20 protein-coding genes are annotated in these 15,163 nt (G+C 43.2%); 18 read left to right on the top strand and 2 right to left on the bottom strand.

The annotated features are described in order from the left end of the window. The first annotated feature begins 151 nt into the window (after positions 1-151). The gene (locus tag IGI82_RS13990) at positions 152-826 is read left to right on the top strand and encodes a redox-sensing transcriptional repressor Rex (RefSeq protein WP_005228549.1); all 675 of its coding nucleotides are present in this window, start codon (positions 152-154) and stop codon (positions 824-826) included. Between the two features lie 93 nt (positions 827-919). On the opposite strand, the gene IGI82_RS13985 is transcribed toward IGI82_RS13990, so the two are convergent. After that, complete coding sequence (locus IGI82_RS13985) at positions 920-1,282, bottom strand: thioredoxin family protein (protein WP_438842361.1); 363 nt, start codon at positions 1,280-1,282, stop codon at positions 920-922. A gap of 220 nt (positions 1,283-1,502) precedes the next feature. Here IGI82_RS13985 and IGI82_RS13980 point away from each other — a divergent pair, with 220 nt between their 5' ends. From IGI82_RS13980 to IGI82_RS13920, 13 genes are all read left to right on the top strand, one after another. Beyond that, positions 1,503-2,450 (top strand): permease, encoded by a 948-nt coding sequence (locus tag IGI82_RS13980; protein WP_438842360.1) that lies wholly within the window; start codon positions 1,503-1,505, stop codon positions 2,448-2,450. Between the two features lie 3 nt (positions 2,451-2,453). Continuing rightward, a complete protein-coding gene (locus IGI82_RS13975) occupies positions 2,454-3,284 on the top strand; it encodes a TIGR03943 family putative permease subunit (RefSeq protein ID WP_005228555.1) in 831 nt (276 codons plus the stop codon). A gap of 145 nt (positions 3,285-3,429) precedes the next feature. Beyond that, on the top strand, positions 3,430-3,696 hold the full coding sequence (locus IGI82_RS13970; RefSeq protein ID WP_005228556.1) for an IreB family regulatory phosphoprotein: 267 nt from the start codon (positions 3,430-3,432) through the stop codon (positions 3,694-3,696). Further along, positions 3,696-4,127, top strand: coding sequence for a Holliday junction resolvase RuvX (gene ruvX / locus IGI82_RS13965; RefSeq protein ID WP_005234242.1), 432 nt, complete (start codon positions 3,696-3,698; stop codon positions 4,125-4,127). The genes IGI82_RS13970 and ruvX overlap by 1 nt, the downstream gene beginning before the upstream one ends. A gap of 22 nt (positions 4,128-4,149) precedes the next feature. Beyond that, the gene (locus IGI82_RS13960) at positions 4,150-4,467 is read left to right on the top strand and encodes a DUF1292 domain-containing protein (RefSeq protein WP_005228559.1); all 318 of its coding nucleotides are present in this window, start codon (positions 4,150-4,152) and stop codon (positions 4,465-4,467) included. Between the two features lie 104 nt (positions 4,468-4,571). Beyond that, entirely contained in the window at positions 4,572-4,988 is a 417-nt protein-coding gene (locus IGI82_RS13955; protein ID WP_438842359.1) for an NUDIX hydrolase, read from the top strand. 151 nt (positions 4,989-5,139) lie between these two features. Continuing rightward, positions 5,140-6,243, top strand: coding sequence for an alpha-hydroxy-acid oxidizing protein (locus tag IGI82_RS13950; RefSeq protein ID WP_010749842.1), 1,104 nt, complete (start codon positions 5,140-5,142; stop codon positions 6,241-6,243). Between the two features lie 176 nt (positions 6,244-6,419). Further along, positions 6,420-7,046, top strand: a complete 627-nt coding sequence (locus IGI82_RS13945; RefSeq protein ID WP_010749841.1) for a glycosyltransferase family 32 protein — start codon at positions 6,420-6,422, stop codon at positions 7,044-7,046. Between the two features lie 113 nt (positions 7,047-7,159). Next, entirely contained in the window at positions 7,160-7,669 is a 510-nt protein-coding gene (locus IGI82_RS13940; protein WP_015510214.1) for a GNAT family N-acetyltransferase, read from the top strand. Positions 7,670-7,791: 122 nt separating this feature from the next. Beyond that, positions 7,792-8,634, top strand: coding sequence for a DUF368 domain-containing protein (locus IGI82_RS13935; protein ID WP_015510213.1), 843 nt, complete (start codon positions 7,792-7,794; stop codon positions 8,632-8,634). A gap of 258 nt (positions 8,635-8,892) precedes the next feature. Then, complete coding sequence (locus tag IGI82_RS13930) at positions 8,893-10,344, top strand: amidase (RefSeq protein ID WP_438842358.1); 1,452 nt, start codon at positions 8,893-8,895, stop codon at positions 10,342-10,344. Between the two features lie 12 nt (positions 10,345-10,356). After that, positions 10,357-11,208 carry a transporter substrate-binding domain-containing protein gene (locus IGI82_RS13925; protein WP_016608817.1) on the top strand — a complete coding sequence of 284 codons (852 nt, stop codon included), beginning with the start codon at positions 10,357-10,359 and terminating at the stop codon, positions 11,206-11,208. After that, positions 11,208-11,888 carry an amino acid ABC transporter permease gene (locus IGI82_RS13920; RefSeq protein ID WP_015510210.1) on the top strand — a complete coding sequence of 227 codons (681 nt, stop codon included), beginning with the start codon at positions 11,208-11,210 and terminating at the stop codon, positions 11,886-11,888. The genes IGI82_RS13925 and IGI82_RS13920 overlap by 1 nt, the downstream gene beginning before the upstream one ends. A gap of 124 nt (positions 11,889-12,012) precedes the next feature. Here IGI82_RS13920 and IGI82_RS13915 read toward each other — a convergent pair whose 3' ends face one another. Next, positions 12,013-12,333: a helix-turn-helix domain-containing protein gene (locus IGI82_RS13915; protein ID WP_005228576.1), complete on the bottom strand. Its 321-nt coding sequence runs from the start codon at positions 12,331-12,333 to the stop codon at positions 12,013-12,015. A gap of 255 nt (positions 12,334-12,588) precedes the next feature. On the opposite strand from IGI82_RS13915, the gene IGI82_RS13910 reads away from it, so the two are divergent. The 4 genes from IGI82_RS13910 to celB are packed head-to-tail and all read left to right on the top strand — an operon-like array spanning position 12,589 to position 15,147. Continuing rightward, on the top strand, positions 12,589-12,924 hold the full coding sequence (locus IGI82_RS13910; protein WP_010749837.1) for a PTS cellobiose transporter subunit IIB: 336 nt from the start codon (positions 12,589-12,591) through the stop codon (positions 12,922-12,924). Between the two features lie 13 nt (positions 12,925-12,937). Further along, a complete protein-coding gene (locus IGI82_RS13905; RefSeq protein ID WP_438842357.1) occupies positions 12,938-13,294 on the top strand; it encodes a PTS lactose/cellobiose transporter subunit IIA in 357 nt (118 codons plus the stop codon). After that, positions 13,284-13,802 (top strand): hypothetical protein, encoded by a 519-nt coding sequence (locus IGI82_RS13900; protein WP_034858949.1) that lies wholly within the window; start codon positions 13,284-13,286, stop codon positions 13,800-13,802. Before IGI82_RS13905 ends, IGI82_RS13900 begins: the two co-directional genes overlap by 11 nt. Beyond that, positions 13,795-15,147, top strand: coding sequence for a PTS cellobiose transporter subunit IIC (gene celB, locus IGI82_RS13895; RefSeq protein ID WP_438842356.1), 1,353 nt, complete (start codon positions 13,795-13,797; stop codon positions 15,145-15,147). Before IGI82_RS13900 ends, celB begins: the two co-directional genes overlap by 8 nt. The last annotated feature ends 16 nt before the right edge of the window (positions 15,148-15,163 follow it).

Raw genomic sequence — 15,163 nt, 5'->3', positions numbered from 1 at the left:
ATTTTAAGGGAAACGGCGATTGGGAAAAAGTTTGATTTTACCATTATAAAATTTATATTTCAAATTATGAGCATTCAAATTGATTTTTGAACAATGTATTTGTTATGATAGCTTCATCACAAGTGAATTTTTCACAATGGGGGAGTATTCTTTGAAAGATCATCAAATTCCAAAGGCAACAGCGAAGCGATTGCCTTTATATTATCGTTACTTGCGTATTTTGCACCAAGCTGGCAAATTAAAAGTTTCTTCGACCGAACTAAGTGAAGCTGTTCAAGTTGATAGTGCGACGATCCGCCGCGACTTTTCCTACTTTGGTGAATTAGGAAAACGCGGCTATGGCTATGACGTTGAAAGCTTGATGCAGTTCTTTGCGAAGACATTGAACGAAGACCACATGACGAATGTAGCTTTAGTCGGTGTCGGAAACTTGGGGAGCGCCTTGTTGAAATACAAATTTCACCAAAGCAACAGCATTCGGATCAGTGCTGCATTTGATGTCAACGAAGATCTAGTTGGTCGAATCGTAGATGGTGTGCCGGTCTATCCAATGGATGACATGAAGGAACAAGTGAAGATCCAGCAGATCGATGTGGCTATTTTGACGGTTCCCGCACAACATTCACAAGATTTAGTGAACGAGCTTGTGAAAGCTGGCATTAAAGGAATCTTGAACTTTACACCTGCACGGATCACTGCACCAAAAGGCGTGCTGATTCAAAACGTTGACTTAACCAATGAATTGCAAACATTGATTTATTTCTTGCATTCAGGCAACGTCTTGTCCCATGAAGAACCAGTAGAAGAACCATCACTAAGCGAATAATCGCATCACATAAATAGGAACCAACAAAACAGCTGCCAGATCGTAGTATATACAACGATCTGACAGCTGTTTTTTGCTTTTTCACCACTGATCTTACTCGTCTAACTGGTCAAAAAGTGATTCGTAGGAATCTTGCTCTTCAACGCTTGTGAGTGCTTCTTGATACCGCAAGATTTGTTGAGTCAAACGTGTGAAATCGATGATGCGGGCTTCACGATGCACTTCTTTCCCATTCGCGAACAAGAGGACGACGGGAACCGTCAAGACCGAAAATAAACTGGCTGCTTCTGGCTCTGCCAGCGTGTTGATGGTAAATAGGGGGAGTAGCTGGGTTTGTGCCAGTTTTTGGATGCGTGGTTTGTCCGCAACACAAATACTGCAATTCGGTTGAGAGAGATAGAGTAGTGCCAACGGTTGTTGGGCGAGCTGCTCTTGGATCGGTAGATTTTTTTGCATAAGTCATTCCTCCATGGAAAATGTACGCTGTTCTTGAGGAAAAGTCAAAATATCTGCTAGCAGCTGATCGCTTAGGTGAGTAAGAAGGATTCAAAGATAAGGGAAATCTAAAGCAACGATTAAAAAAATAGGCTGCTTTAAAAAAAACGTTGTATAAAAAAAGGAAAAAACGTATAGTAATTCCAGCGTTTCGAATTTATTGATAAAGAAGGTTAAAGTTATGTTTCAGGCATTACCGAATTCTGTCCTGCAAATGAGTGTTATTTTTTTATCTATCGTCATTGAAGCCTTGCCGTTTGTCATATTGGGCTGCTTGATCTCAGGTGCCTTACAAGTCTTCTTGACGCCAGAAAGAGTCAAGAGGCTCTTACCAAAAAACAAATTGGCATCGATCACAGTTGGTTGTGGTCTGGGGGTCTTTTTTCCTTCCTGCGAATGTGGGATCGTACCGATCGTTAATCAGTTCGTAAAAAAAGAGGTGCCAGTGTATACGGCGTTTGCCTTTATGCTGACTGCACCGATCATCAATCCTATCGTGATTTTTTCTACATTCATTGCCTTTGGAAATTCCGCGAAGTTCGCCTTTTTGCGTGTACTGGGCAGCTTATTGGTCGCGATGGTCGTGGGGATCTGGCTGGCGTATTTTAACAAACAAGAGATCTTAAAAACACGGCTTGCCAATCAATTAAGTGGCGGGAATGAGCAGGCAGCTCACCCACACCATCAGGGGCATGATCACGCCCACCATCAAACGGAAAAGAGCAGTCATCCGCTCCTTCGGCAGATTCGTCATTTGCTGCAGCATAGTTTGGATGAGTTTTTCGATACTGGGCGTTATTTGATCATTGGTGCGTTGATCGCCTCAGCGATGCAGACCTATCTGCCAACTGGATTGATGCTGACATTAGGCTCCACGAAGCTGTTAGCGGTCTTCGTCATGTTGCTGTTAGCATTAACGTTATCCCTATGTTCCGAAGCAGATGCCTTTATCGGCTCTTCGTTGTTGAGTTTATTCGGCACTGGACCAGTCGTCGGTTTCCTGGTTTTTGGTCCAATGGTAGATATTAAAAACCTGTTGATGATGAAGCGGTACTTTTCGGGGCGTTTTATCGCTTCTTTAGTTGGATTAGTCGCAATCGTCGTTTCAATTTATGCATGGGTGGTGTAAAGAATGGTTCGTTTTTTGATCTTATCAGGCTATTTTGAATTGATGATGTATTTGCAAGTGACGGGCAAACTCAATCAGTTTATCAACATTCATTATCGCTATCTCGCTATTTTATCCATGATCATTTCTTTATTATTGGCTTTGGTCCAGCTGTATTTTTGGGTCAAACAAGAGCCCGAGCATCATCATGACGATGAGCACCAGCATGGATTAGAGAAAAAACACCAACGAGTGATTGCGTATTTTCTATTAGCCTTACCGATCATCGTGGGTCTCTTTTTCCCCACCGTTAGCTTGGATACGACGATCGTTGAAGCAAAAGGGTTTAATTTCCCCCTAAGTGAAGAATCTGTGGGGGATCCAGAAATGACGACCCAATATCTGAAACCCGATACAAGTCTTTATTTTAACAAAGAAGATTATGACACTCAGATGGATGCAGCGTTGGCACGTTACGCCAAAGATGAGACAATTGCGGTAACGGAAGAAAATTACTTGGAAGTCATGGAGTTGATCTATACGTACCCGAGCGAATTTATTGGCAAGAAAATCACCTATGATGGATTTGTGTACCATGCAGATCAAGATGATGCCAATGAAATCTTTTTGTTTCGTTTTGGCATTATCCATTGTGTGGCTGATTCAGGCGTTTTTGGCTTGCGAGTGGAATTACCGCAACAAACAACGGCAGAAAATAACCAGTGGCTCCACGTGGAAGGGACGATCCAATCGAAGTACTATCAACCCTTCAAACGGGACTTGCCGATGGTGGTAGCAGACCAAGAGAAGACGATTGAAGCACCAGAAAACCAGTATGTCTATCGCGCTTTCTAGCTTTTTTTAAGAAAGTTCATAAAAACATCATAAACCTTTGTTATAATGGAGAAAATCTAAGCATATGTTTGTAGTTTTATCAAACGTTTAGTACAATATAGTAGGAACATATGCTAAAATCTATACAAAAGAGAGGTGTCGTGAAATGGGTTTTACAGATGAAACAGTTCGCTTTGATTTTGATGATAGCCGTAAAAAAGAAGTCAGCGAAACATTAGCTATCGTCTACCGAGCATTAGAGGAAAAAGGATACAATCCGATCAATCAAATCGTCGGTTATCTCCTTTCTGGCGACCCGGCTTACATTCCTCGTTATCGGGATGCCCGGAATTTGATTCGTCGTCACGAACGGGATGAGATCATGGAAGTTCTGATCCGTTATTATTTAGGCAATCACGGGATCAACCTATAATGAGAATCATGGGATTGGATGTTGGTTCGCGGACAGTCGGCGTGGCGGTCAGTGACCCAATGGGCTGGACAGCACAAGGGATCGAGATCATTCGCATCAATGAAGATGAAGGCAATTTCGGTTATGATCGACTTGCTGAATTGGTGAAAGAATATGAAGTCTCACGTTTTGTGGTAGGACTACCTAAAAATATGAATAATACGATCGGACCTAGAGCGGAAGCTTCTATGGCTTACGGCGCAGCGATCGAACAGCAATTCGGTTTGCCGGTCGTTTACCAAGACGAACGTCTGACGACCGTTCAAGCAGAACGAATGCTGGTAGAACAGGCGAATACATCGCGTGCCAAACGAAAAAAAGTGATTGATAAATTAGCAGCAGTCATGATTTTGCAGAATTATTTAGATGGTGCTGGGAAACAGCTGTTTTAATTTACAGAAAAGAGGAAAATAAATGTCAGAACATACACACGATCATAACCACGATCACGATCATGAAGGACATGAACACATTACTTTAATCGATGATCAAGGAAATGAAACCTTATACGAAATTCTATTAACGGTTGACGGTACGGAAGAATTCGGCCGCAACTACGTCTTGCTTTATCCAGCAGGCGTACCAGAAGAAGAAGACGTTGAATTACAAGCGTACGCTTATATTGAAAACGAAGACGGTTCTGAAGGTGAATTAGAACAGATCGAAACAGAAGCAGAATGGGATATGATTGAAGAAGTCTTCAACACATTCATGGCGGAAGAAGAAGAGTAATAAGTTGCAAGTGCTGACCCTTTCCATAAGGGATCAGCACTTTTTTTGATTTAACGACTGTTTATTTTAGAAGCATGTCTGCTTTTTTGAAAGGAATGAGAAAAATGAGTAACGTAACGATATTCGAGCTTGAAAAGATCGCAGAAGAGCAGCTAGTTTTTGCCGTGATCATCAGCAAGTACCAAGAAAAGTTCGTCTATGTCAAACACAAAGAACGAGACACCTTGGAGATCCCTGGAGGCAAGCGAGAACTAGGAGAAAGCATCACAGAGTGTGCTACCCGAGAATTAAAAGAAGAAACAGGCGCCAAGCACTTTACCCTAGAACCGTTATTTATCTATGGTGTAGAAAAAAACGGGGAGACCGATTACGGCTTGGTGTTTGAAGCCCAGATCACGGACTTGCAGGATGAATTGACCTCAGAAATCGAAGCAATCTATGTAATGGCAGAGCCGCCTGCCAACTGGACATATCCAACGATTCAGCCGTTGTTGTTGGCAGAATATTTCTCACGAACATAAAAATAATTCAGCCCACTCAAATGGAGGGCTGTCTTGAGTGGGAAAGTAAAAGCAGCGTGTTGAGTAGGAGTGAGCGAATGAGTTGCGTGATCCTGCAATCAGGCGTAGGATGAAAATGTAAACGTTATCTTATTGGAGAGTAGGGAAAGGCATGGAAAAAATTTATCAAGCAAGTACCGCAGAAGGAGCAATCGATTTTATCAATATGCGCGATTTGGAGATCGCGGCAGAGGAAGTGATTCCTAAAGGTGGGTATGGCTATATCAGCAGTGGTGCGGGGGATATTTTTACCTATCAAGAAAATGAACGCGCCTTCAATCACAAATTGATCATTCCTCATGTCTTAAAGGACATTGAATTACCGGACACAACGTTGTCCTTTGGCGGTGATACGTTGTCAGCGCCAATCATTATGGCGCCTGTTGCCGCCCACGGCTTAGCAAATGTTGCGGCAGAACAAGCGTCAGCCAAAGGGGTTTCACGTTTTGGCACGATCTATACGGCGAGTTCGTATGCCTCTTGTACGTTGGAAGAAATCCGAGCAGCTGGTGGTCAAGAAGCTCCGCAGTGGTTCCAATTTTATATGAGTAAAGACGATGGCATCAATAAAGACATCTTGGCGATGGCAAAACGCAATGGCGCCAAAGCGATCGTTTTGACCGCAGATGCAACTGTTGGGGGCAATCGAGAAACGGATCGCCGCAATGGCTTCACCTTTCCGTTGGCAATGCCGATCGTTCAGGCCTATCAATCAGGGATCGGACAAACGATGGATGCCGTTTACGGCTCCTCAAAACAAAAATTAAGTCCCCAGGATGTCGCTTTTATCGCCAAAGAATCTGACTTGCCAGTTTATGTCAAAGGGGTGCAATCAGAAGAAGATGTGGAACGAGCTTTAGGGGCAGGTGCACAAGGGATTTGGGTCTCAAATCACGGGGGACGCCAATTGGATGGTGGTCCAGCTTCCTTTGATTCCTTACAGATCGTGGCTGAAGCAGTGGCAGGTCGGGCGCCGATCGTCTTTGATAGCGGGGTACGGCGTGGACAGCATGTCTTTAAAGCGATTGCTTGCGGAGCAGATCTAGTGGCGATCGGCCGCCCAGTGATCTATGGGTTGGCTCTAGGTGGTGCTACCGGTGTTCAACAAGTCTTTGATTTCTTCAAAAAAGAATTGGAGATGGTCATGCAGCTTGCGGGGACGCAAACGGTGGCAGATATTAAAAAAGCCGTTTTACGGGACAATCGCTATTTATAAGTAATCCCTCAAAAAGGCGCTAGAATCGCTGATTCTGGTGCTTTTTTAATGGATTTTTCTGATCATGCCCAGGAGCAGGAACAACTGCTTTCGCTGAAAAAAGTGTATATGATTTTGAAACAATTGCAAAATCAGCTACACTTAAAAGAGACCAATAAACTAAAGGAGAGAGATTGATGATTCCAAAAATTATTCATTATTGCTGGTTTGGCGGCAATCCATTAGGTGAACAAGAAAAGAAATACATGGATACCTGGAAAAAATATTGTCCGGATTATGAGATCAAACGTTGGGATGAATCAACGATCGACCTTTCAAAATTCGGTCCTTATCTAAAAGAGGCCTATGACCAAGAAGAATGGGCCTTTGTGTCAGATGTGGTTCGTTTGTATGCATTAGTGACAGAAGGCGGTATTTATATGGATACCGATATCGAGGTGGTCAAACCTTTAGATGAGCTCTTGACACTGGAGGCATTTATGGGCTTTGAGATCGAAACCAAGATTTCTACTGGGATCATTGGAGCGGTGCCGCATCATCCCTTTATGGAAGAATGGTACCACGATTACGATGACCGAAAATTTGTCCGGGCAGAAAAAACGGAAGATGTCGTCACCAATGTGATTCGAGTGACGGAACTGTTGCAAAACCACGGATTAGAATTGAATAATCAACGACAAACCGTTAAGGGTGTAGAAATCTTCCCGCAAATGACGTTTTCACCAAAAAGCTATATCACTGGTGAGGTCGAGGAAGATCCGAGTACGATGGTGATCCATCAGTTTTCTGGCTCTTGGTTATAAAAGAGTAAGTCTATGAAAGGACGGACAGTGGGGAAAGCTGTCTGTCCTTTTTGCTTTTGCAAGGGATGATGGAGATGTGATAGAATAGCTTGAAAAAATGAGGAGGCGTTTTGATGGCTATCAAACGATGTACTTTGGCAGATTTAGAAGAATTGGGAGAAATCAGCGTATCCACCTATTACGATACATTTGCTCCTTTCAATACGGAGGAAAATACTCGTATCTATCTAGAAGAAGCCTACAATCTGCCGAAACTGACCCGAGAGTTAGAAAATCCGCAGTCGGCGTTTTATTTTTTACAAGAAAATGATCAAACCGTAGGATATATCAAACTTAACTGGGGTGAGGCGCAAACGGAAGCGATTGCCCCAGAGGGGTTGGAAATTGAACGAATCTATATCAAAAAAGAACATAAGCGCAGAGGCTATGGCAAAACACTGCTGCTGTTTGCTCAAGAGACCGCCAAAGAGCTGCAGAAAAAGTCGATCTGGTTAGGCGTTTGGGAATTTAACGACAATGCGTTGGCTTTTTATCATACGATGGGCTTTGAAAGAGTTGGCAGTCACTCCTTTTTTATGGGGGATGATGAGCAGACGGATTTCTTGATGCTGAAAGAACTTTGAAATCTGCCTTTGTATGAGGAATTAGAAATTACTTTCCATTTTTTTGGCAATCAAGTATAGTTAAAGGGATTGATGAAAAAAGAACGATTGGTGAAAACCATCGCTAAGGAGAGCAATTGTAAATGGAAAAACAGAGAAACGAAAGTATTTTGTCACGTTTTCTTAAAGGCGTGGTGATTGCCTTGGGCTTTATCTTGCCTGGTGTTTCAGGTGGCGTATTGGCAGCCATCTTAGGCATTTATGAGCGGATGCTGCGCTTTATGGCACATCTGACGAAGAATTTTAAAGAGAATCTCCTCTTTTTCCTGCCAGTAGGGATCGGGGGAATCGTAGGGATCGGGCTTTTATCAAAGCCATTAGAGTGGCTGCTGCAAAACTATCAAATCATCGTTTTGTGGGGCTTTGCGGGGGCAATTATTGGGACGTTACCAGCACTTGCTAAAGAATCGACCTTGAAAAGCAAACGGACAACCGGCGACCTGCTTTGGTTCTTCGGCAGTATGGTCATCGGCTTCTTGTTCCTCTATTTTATGGGCGATATCTTAGGAACGATCCCTGCCAATTTCATAGGTTTTGTGATCGCCGGCGGTCTGATCGCGTTAGGTGTTTTGGTTCCTGGCTTGAGTCCTTCAAACCTTTTGCTCGTTTTGGGACTTTATGATCCGATGTTGAAAGGCTTTAAGAGCTTTGACATCATGGGGGTCTTTCTACCGATCGCCATTGGCGGCTTGGCAGTGATGCTGCTGTTTTCGAAATTGATGGAGTGGCTATTGACCCATTATCATTCAAAAGTCTATCACTTCATTTTAGGGATCGTTATTGCCTCAACGATATTGATCGTGATTCCTCCGGTGGCAAACTATAGCGGCTTTACTTGGGTAACGGCTGTCATCGGAATTATTTTGTTTGTCTTGGGGGCTTGGTTAGGTCTTTGGATGAGCAAGCTGGAAGAAAAATATAAGTAAATCAAAACGGCACATCGTTTGGCGATGTGCCGTTTTTGTTAGGTAATGATGGGGACAGCTAAGAAGAAGCGTTGGTCGACAACTGGTAGTAAAAAGATGGGAACGTTTGATAACGATATGATACAGGTTTAAAAACTGTTCTATTTTTGTTGAAAGATTTCCTAGTGTTTGGTATATTGTAGTCTATATAAAGAAGAATTTTTCATGTGTTACAGTTTAGATAATTGTTTGAGGGTTTGAGGAAAAGGAGGGGCAAGCATGCAAGATGCGACCTATTGGACGGAACAATTGCGGCAAGGAAAAATCAGTTTTGCAGAGCGGGTGGCGATGATCGAAGAAAAAGTCAATCAACAAAATCCGCTTTTGAATGCGCTTGTAACATTTGATCCGCAAGCAGCGATCCAGCATTACGAGCAGCATCTTCAAAAAACGGTTTTTGGGGGACAACCCATGCCGTTAAAAATACTCGGCCAAACCAAAGCAGGGTGGCCAGCAACGTCAGGAGCCAAACTGTTTGCTAAAGCACGAGCCAGCCGCACGGCTCATTTTGTCTCTCGTTTAGAAGAGGCAGGCTTTGTGCCGTTAGGGCAAACCAATGCACCAGAATTTGGATTCAAAAATATCACTGATCCAACATTGTATGGGCCTACACGTAATCCGTGGAATCCTGCCTATTCAGCTGGTGGTTCCAGTGGTGGTGCGGCAGCGGCAGTGGCTTCGGGGATGTTTCCGATTGCGGGTGCCAGTGATGGCGGCGGATCGATCCGCATTCCAGCATCCTTTAGCGGATTGATCGGTTTGAAGCCAACCCGTGGTACGATGCCAGTGGGTCCTAGTGAATGGCGCAGCTGGCAAGGCGCTTCCATCAACTTTGCGTTGACGCTTTCCATGCGTGATACGGAACAGTTGTTTTATGCGTTGCGGACGTCACAGCCGACAGCCCCTTATCAGGCACCGCAAGTAGAATGGCATCATCGGCAAGCGAGTCAAAAACCGCGGTTGAAGGTTGCTTTTACTACCGCATCGCCGACCGGTGGCCAAGTGTCTGAAACTGCCATCCAAGCAGTCCGAAGTGCAGCCGCATTTTTAGAAAAGCAGGGGCATGAAGTCGTTGAAGTGGGCTATCCAGTGGATGGTCAGCAAATGATGACCACTTATTACGCTATGAATGGCGGCGAAACAGCTGCGATGTTTGCTGAGATCAATGCTGCTCGTCAAGTACCGGTCAGACGGGAAGAGATGGAATTGATGACCTGGGCACTTTACCAATATGGCAAAAAACTGCCTGCCGCCGATTACGTTCTTGCCTTGCAGTGGTGGGATCAATTGGCAGAAAAAATGGAAGAAGTCTTTTCAACCTATGATCTCTTTTTGACCCCGACGACGGCTTATCCAGCCCCTTTGATTGAGGAAGACTTACAAAGCGATAGCATTCGCCAAAGACTGCATGAGATCGAATCGCTTGGAAAAAGTGCTGCGGGTGAGTTGATCGAAGAAATGTTTGCCAAGAGCTATGCTCTGACACCTTACACTCAATTAGCCAATTTAACGGGGCAGCCAGCCATCAGCTTGCCAACTGCTCTTAGCGAGGAAGGGTTGCCGCTAGGGGTCCAATTTATGGCGTCTAAAGGCAGAGAAGATCTACTTTTCCAAGTCGGCTATTTATTTGAAACACAGCAACGATTTCTGTTGCCAAAACAAGGAAACTAAGAGGAGGATATTATGAAACAAGTTAGAAAAGGGAAAATCGTTGCAATGGTTGGCTTTTTAGGTTTATTTGCGGGGGTCCTGTTAAGTGCCTGCAGCAAACCAACGGAAGAAGACACCAGTCTAAGTAAGGTAGAAGAAGCCAAAACATTGGTTGTTGCTACTTCGGGAACCTTGTATCCATCGTCTTACTATAACGATGAAAATGAACTAGTGGGCTATGATGTCGATGTGGCAAAAGAAGTCGCCAAACGATTAGGCGTAGAGATCACATTTAAAGAGTACAATGTCGATGGACAAGTCTCTTCTTTAACACGTGGAGAAGCCGATTTTGCTGCCAACGATTTTGGTTTGACGGATGAACGGGCGGAAAAATTCAGACTTTCAACGCCTATCAAATACTCGTTCGATAGTATGATTGTGCGAAAAAGTGATGACTCTGGGATTGCTTCTTTAGAAGATTTGGATGGCAAAAAAGCTGCTGGTGAACCGAATACCAGCTACATGCGCTTAGCCGAATCCTATGGGGCAGAATTAGTGACTTACGATAATGCAACGAATGATCAGTATTTGACAGATGTTGCGAATGGTCGAACGGATGTGATCTTGAACGATTACTATTTGCAAAAAATGGCAGTCGCTGCTTTGCCAGATATCCCTGTAAAAATTTTGGAAGATGTCTACTTTAATCCGAATGAAACGGGCTTCTTATTTGTGAAAGATCATCAGGCATTGCAGGAAAAAGTGGATGCTGTTTTAGCAGAAATGAAAGAAGACGGCCGTTTAAAAGAACTTGCGGAAACGTATTTTCAAACCGATATTTCAGTAAAATCTGATCAAGCGATTCAAACGGTTGAAACAGACTAATGTATATTCCAACCCTTGATTTGCCGTTGATGTGGGAGTCATTGCCCTATTTGCTGTCGGGCTTGTCCTATACGGTCGGCATTGCTGTCGTTTCGTTTCTAGGTGGCAACGTATTAGGGATCATGCTCACCTTCTTAGGGATGTTGGAAAATCCATTCATTAGAGGGTTCGTGCGGGGCTACCTCTCATTTCTAAGAGGCGTCCCAGCGTTGGTCTTGTTGTTCCTACTGTATTTTGGCTTGCCTTATCAATTGTCGGCGCTCAGTGCTGCGATCATCTGTTTTACATTGACCAGCAGCGCATTTATCGGGGAAATCTACCGAGGATCAATTGCTGGTGTGGATCGTGGGCAATTTGATGCTGCCTATGCGTTAGGGTTATCCTTTACGAAAACGATGCGTCTGATTATTTTGCCACAAGCCTTTCGTATTTCTGTACCGGCATTGAGTAATGTGGCAATGGATTTGCTGAAAGGAACCTCCTTGGCAGCAATGATCACGATTCCTGATATTTTTCAAAAAGCCAAGATCGTTGGCGGACGAACCTTTGATTACATGTCCATGTATGTGCTAGTTGCCATCATCTATTGGCTGTTGTGCATTTTGATTGAAGCCGGGCAAAAGCGATTAGAACAACATTTTTCAAAACGCTTTGCCGCTAATGAGGCTGTAAGACAATAAAAAAAGAGCCGAGGCTCTTCAGCTGCTGTCAATGTTTCCTTGTGAGACATTGACAGCAGTTTTTTCTTTAGGTAATGAAGCAGCACCACAAGTTAGCCAGAGAAAAAAGGCAGAATAGTACCGTTTACTCTGGGCGGTTTTTTATAAATTCGATAAAGGTAATGATTTCAGATAGTTGATATTCAGTAAAGTCCTCATTGATTCTTGAAGCCACACGAATCTGTTTCATAGAGAGGGCTTCCAAATCATTCGGACGTCCATGCAAATAATCGAGACTGACATTGAAGTAATCAGCAAGTTCTTTTTGGATCTCAATATCGGGCATCCGATTGCCTTGCTCATACGAAGCATAGGTTGTTTTGGCGATTCCTAAATATTTTGCCATTTTTGCTTGTGTTAAACCAGATCGCGTTTTCCGCAACTGTCTTAAACGATCTTTAAACATGAAATCCCCTCCACAAAATTATTCTACTATGACACGATAGAAGCAGAAAGAAATTAATGTTTTATATCACTAATAGAGTTTTATTGCATTTACAAAGTACTCGATATGTAATACTATTTATGTGAAGAAGGATTACTACCTGTAAGAATCAGCAGATAGTGAATCGTTCTCAAGGATTTTTTATAGCATGAAGGAGGGTAGAAGAAAGGAATAGATACACCAAAATGGAAGCGTTTCATAAAAGGAGGAAGTGAAATGAAAAAAGTATTGATAATTTGTGCAGCAGGCATGTCTTCATCGTTGATCGCTAAAAAAGGAACAAGCTTTTTAACCACAGAAGGCTGGTCAGTGAGGATCGATGCCATCTCTGCTTCAGAGGGGATCGCTACGATCGCTAAGGATGAGTATGATTTATATTTAGTTAGCCCGCAAACGAAAATGCATTTTGCCAATTTAAAGAAAAGCGCCGATAAATACGGCAAACCAATCGTGAATATTCCCCCGCAAGCATATATTCCGATACCGATCGGGATCGAGAAATTAGCACAGCTAGTCAAAGAAAGCATTGCATTAGAAAAAAGTGCGAAATAAATGGAGGTAGGCTATGGATAGTGAAAAAATTCAAGAAATATCCTTTGAACTTATTTTAGCAAGCGGTGATGCCCGCACGATGATTCATCAAGCCTTTGAACAGATGCGAAACAGCAGTTGTCAAGAAGCGCAAGAGTTGTTGGACATAGCCAATGATTCATTAGTCAAAGCCCACCGCATCCAGTCAAAAATGCTGCAAGAATATGCTTCAGGGACTTCATTTACCTGCGATATCTTGTTGATCCATGCACAAGATCATTTGATGACAACCATGACCCTCAGAGAAGTAGCACTAGAAATGCTAGGGATTTATCAAAAAATGAGTAGCCTTGAAGAAGCGATCCAATACAGGAATGCAGATGGCGAGTAAGCAAGCAAAAGTTGCTCAAAGAGATGCGTCGCAAAAACTGACGAAGAAAAATCTCTATTTTCAACGGCTGTTGCTATTGCGGTATTTAGTCGCATTCTTTTTCTTTTTTAACCTATATTGGCTGTTGGCTGCTTCTTTGGCAGGGCAATGGCTGCGTGTGGTTCCACTGAGCCTGTTGCTTTTTTCAATGGGAGCGATCAGTGAGTTTATCCGCTTATATGGACACCACGCAACCATCGTTTCCAAGCAACTCTTTTTTACTACATGGTATTTACGCCTTCAAATGGGGACAATGGCCATTCTTTTTTTATTGACTTTTTTTGGAGTGACAGAAGTTATTTTCCCCTATTTCACCTCGCAAAGTATCGAGTATGTTCGCATAGTTCTCTGGATAAGTGGCGTCTTTGCATGGAGTGGTATCAGAAAACTGAAGAAAATTTTTCGCAATAAAGACCGACATTGGCAATGGATTCGCGAATTTGAAGAGATAGAAAGAAAGGGTGATTGATTTGACAGAATCGAACAATAAACTATTTCAACTTTTAGAAAAAGCAGTAATGGGTCCGATGGGAAAGATTTCCCAATACAAAATCGTTCGTAGCATCATGGCGGCTGGGATGGCGTCGATTCCTTTTACGATCGTAGGCTCAATGTTTTTAGTATTCAACATTTTACCGATCACGTTTCCGTTTTTAGCTGACTTTTTTGAAGCGACTTTTTTGAATTTCAGTGATTTGTATATGTTAGCAAATAGTACGACCATGGGGTTATTGGCATTATATTTTTGTATCGTTCTGGGCTATGAGTATTCCAAGATCATTCAAGTCGAGGAGAATCTCGACCTGACGCCGATCAATGGGGCGTTGTTAGGTGTTTTTGCTACATTGATGTCGATTCCTCAGCTTGTTTTTGACGGCGGAAAAATGACACGGATGAATGATGTGGAAGAAGGGCTGATCAATGGTTGGTTGATTGGTGCCGACGGGGTCGCACGTTTAGGAACTGTTGGTATTTTTACTGGGATCGTGATGGCGGTCGTTGCCGTTCAGCTGTATCGTCTCTGTGTAAAAAACAACTGGGTCATCAAAATGCCTGAAGAAGTGCCTGAAGGTGTGGCTCGTAGTTTTACGGCACTGATACCAGCCTTTGTGGTGGCAGTCGTGGTTCTGACCATCAATGGTGTTTTAGTTGTTTTAGGGACGGATATTTTTCAACTAGTAGCAATTCCGTTCGGGTTTGTTACCCACCTTACGGATAGCTGGTTGGGAATCATGGTGATTTATTTCCTCGCGCATGCCTTGTGGTTGGTAGGGATTCATGGATTCAATATCATTAGTCCACTGATCACCCCGACCATGTTAGCTAATTTAGCTGCCAATGTTGAAGGGGCGAGTTTCCCATTAGCAGGCCAATTTACCAACGGGTACGTGACATTAGGTGGTTCGGGAGCAACCCTTGGTTTTACCTTATTTATGATCTACATTGCTAAATCGAAACAGATGAAAGTATTAGGGAGAGCTGCCATCGTCCCGTCGATTTTCAATATCAATGAACCGATCATTTTCGGCGTGCCGATCATCTATAATCCTTATTTAGCAATTCCTTTCTTGTTAGCACCGATGGCATCCGCCACGATCGCGTATTTTGCCACAAGGATGGAATTGATTCGTCCCATGATCGCCAATATTCCTTTCCCAACACCCGTTGGACTTGGTGGCTTTATTGGCACCGGTGGAGACTGGCGTGCAGGCGTCGTTGCCATTGTTTGTGCAGTAGTTTCTTTCTTGATCTATTTTCCATTTGCGAAGTTTTATGACACAAAATTGCTGAAAGAAGAACAAGAAGCCGCATAAGACGAGCAGTTGGGAA

This window comes from Enterococcus sp. AZ067 (genome assembly GCF_051715005.1).
Classification (GTDB): domain Bacteria; phylum Bacillota; class Bacilli; order Lactobacillales; family Enterococcaceae; genus Enterococcus_D; species Enterococcus_D casseliflavus.
Note: the sequence above shows the minus strand (reverse complement) of the source record. Positions and strands in the feature narration are given on the sequence as shown.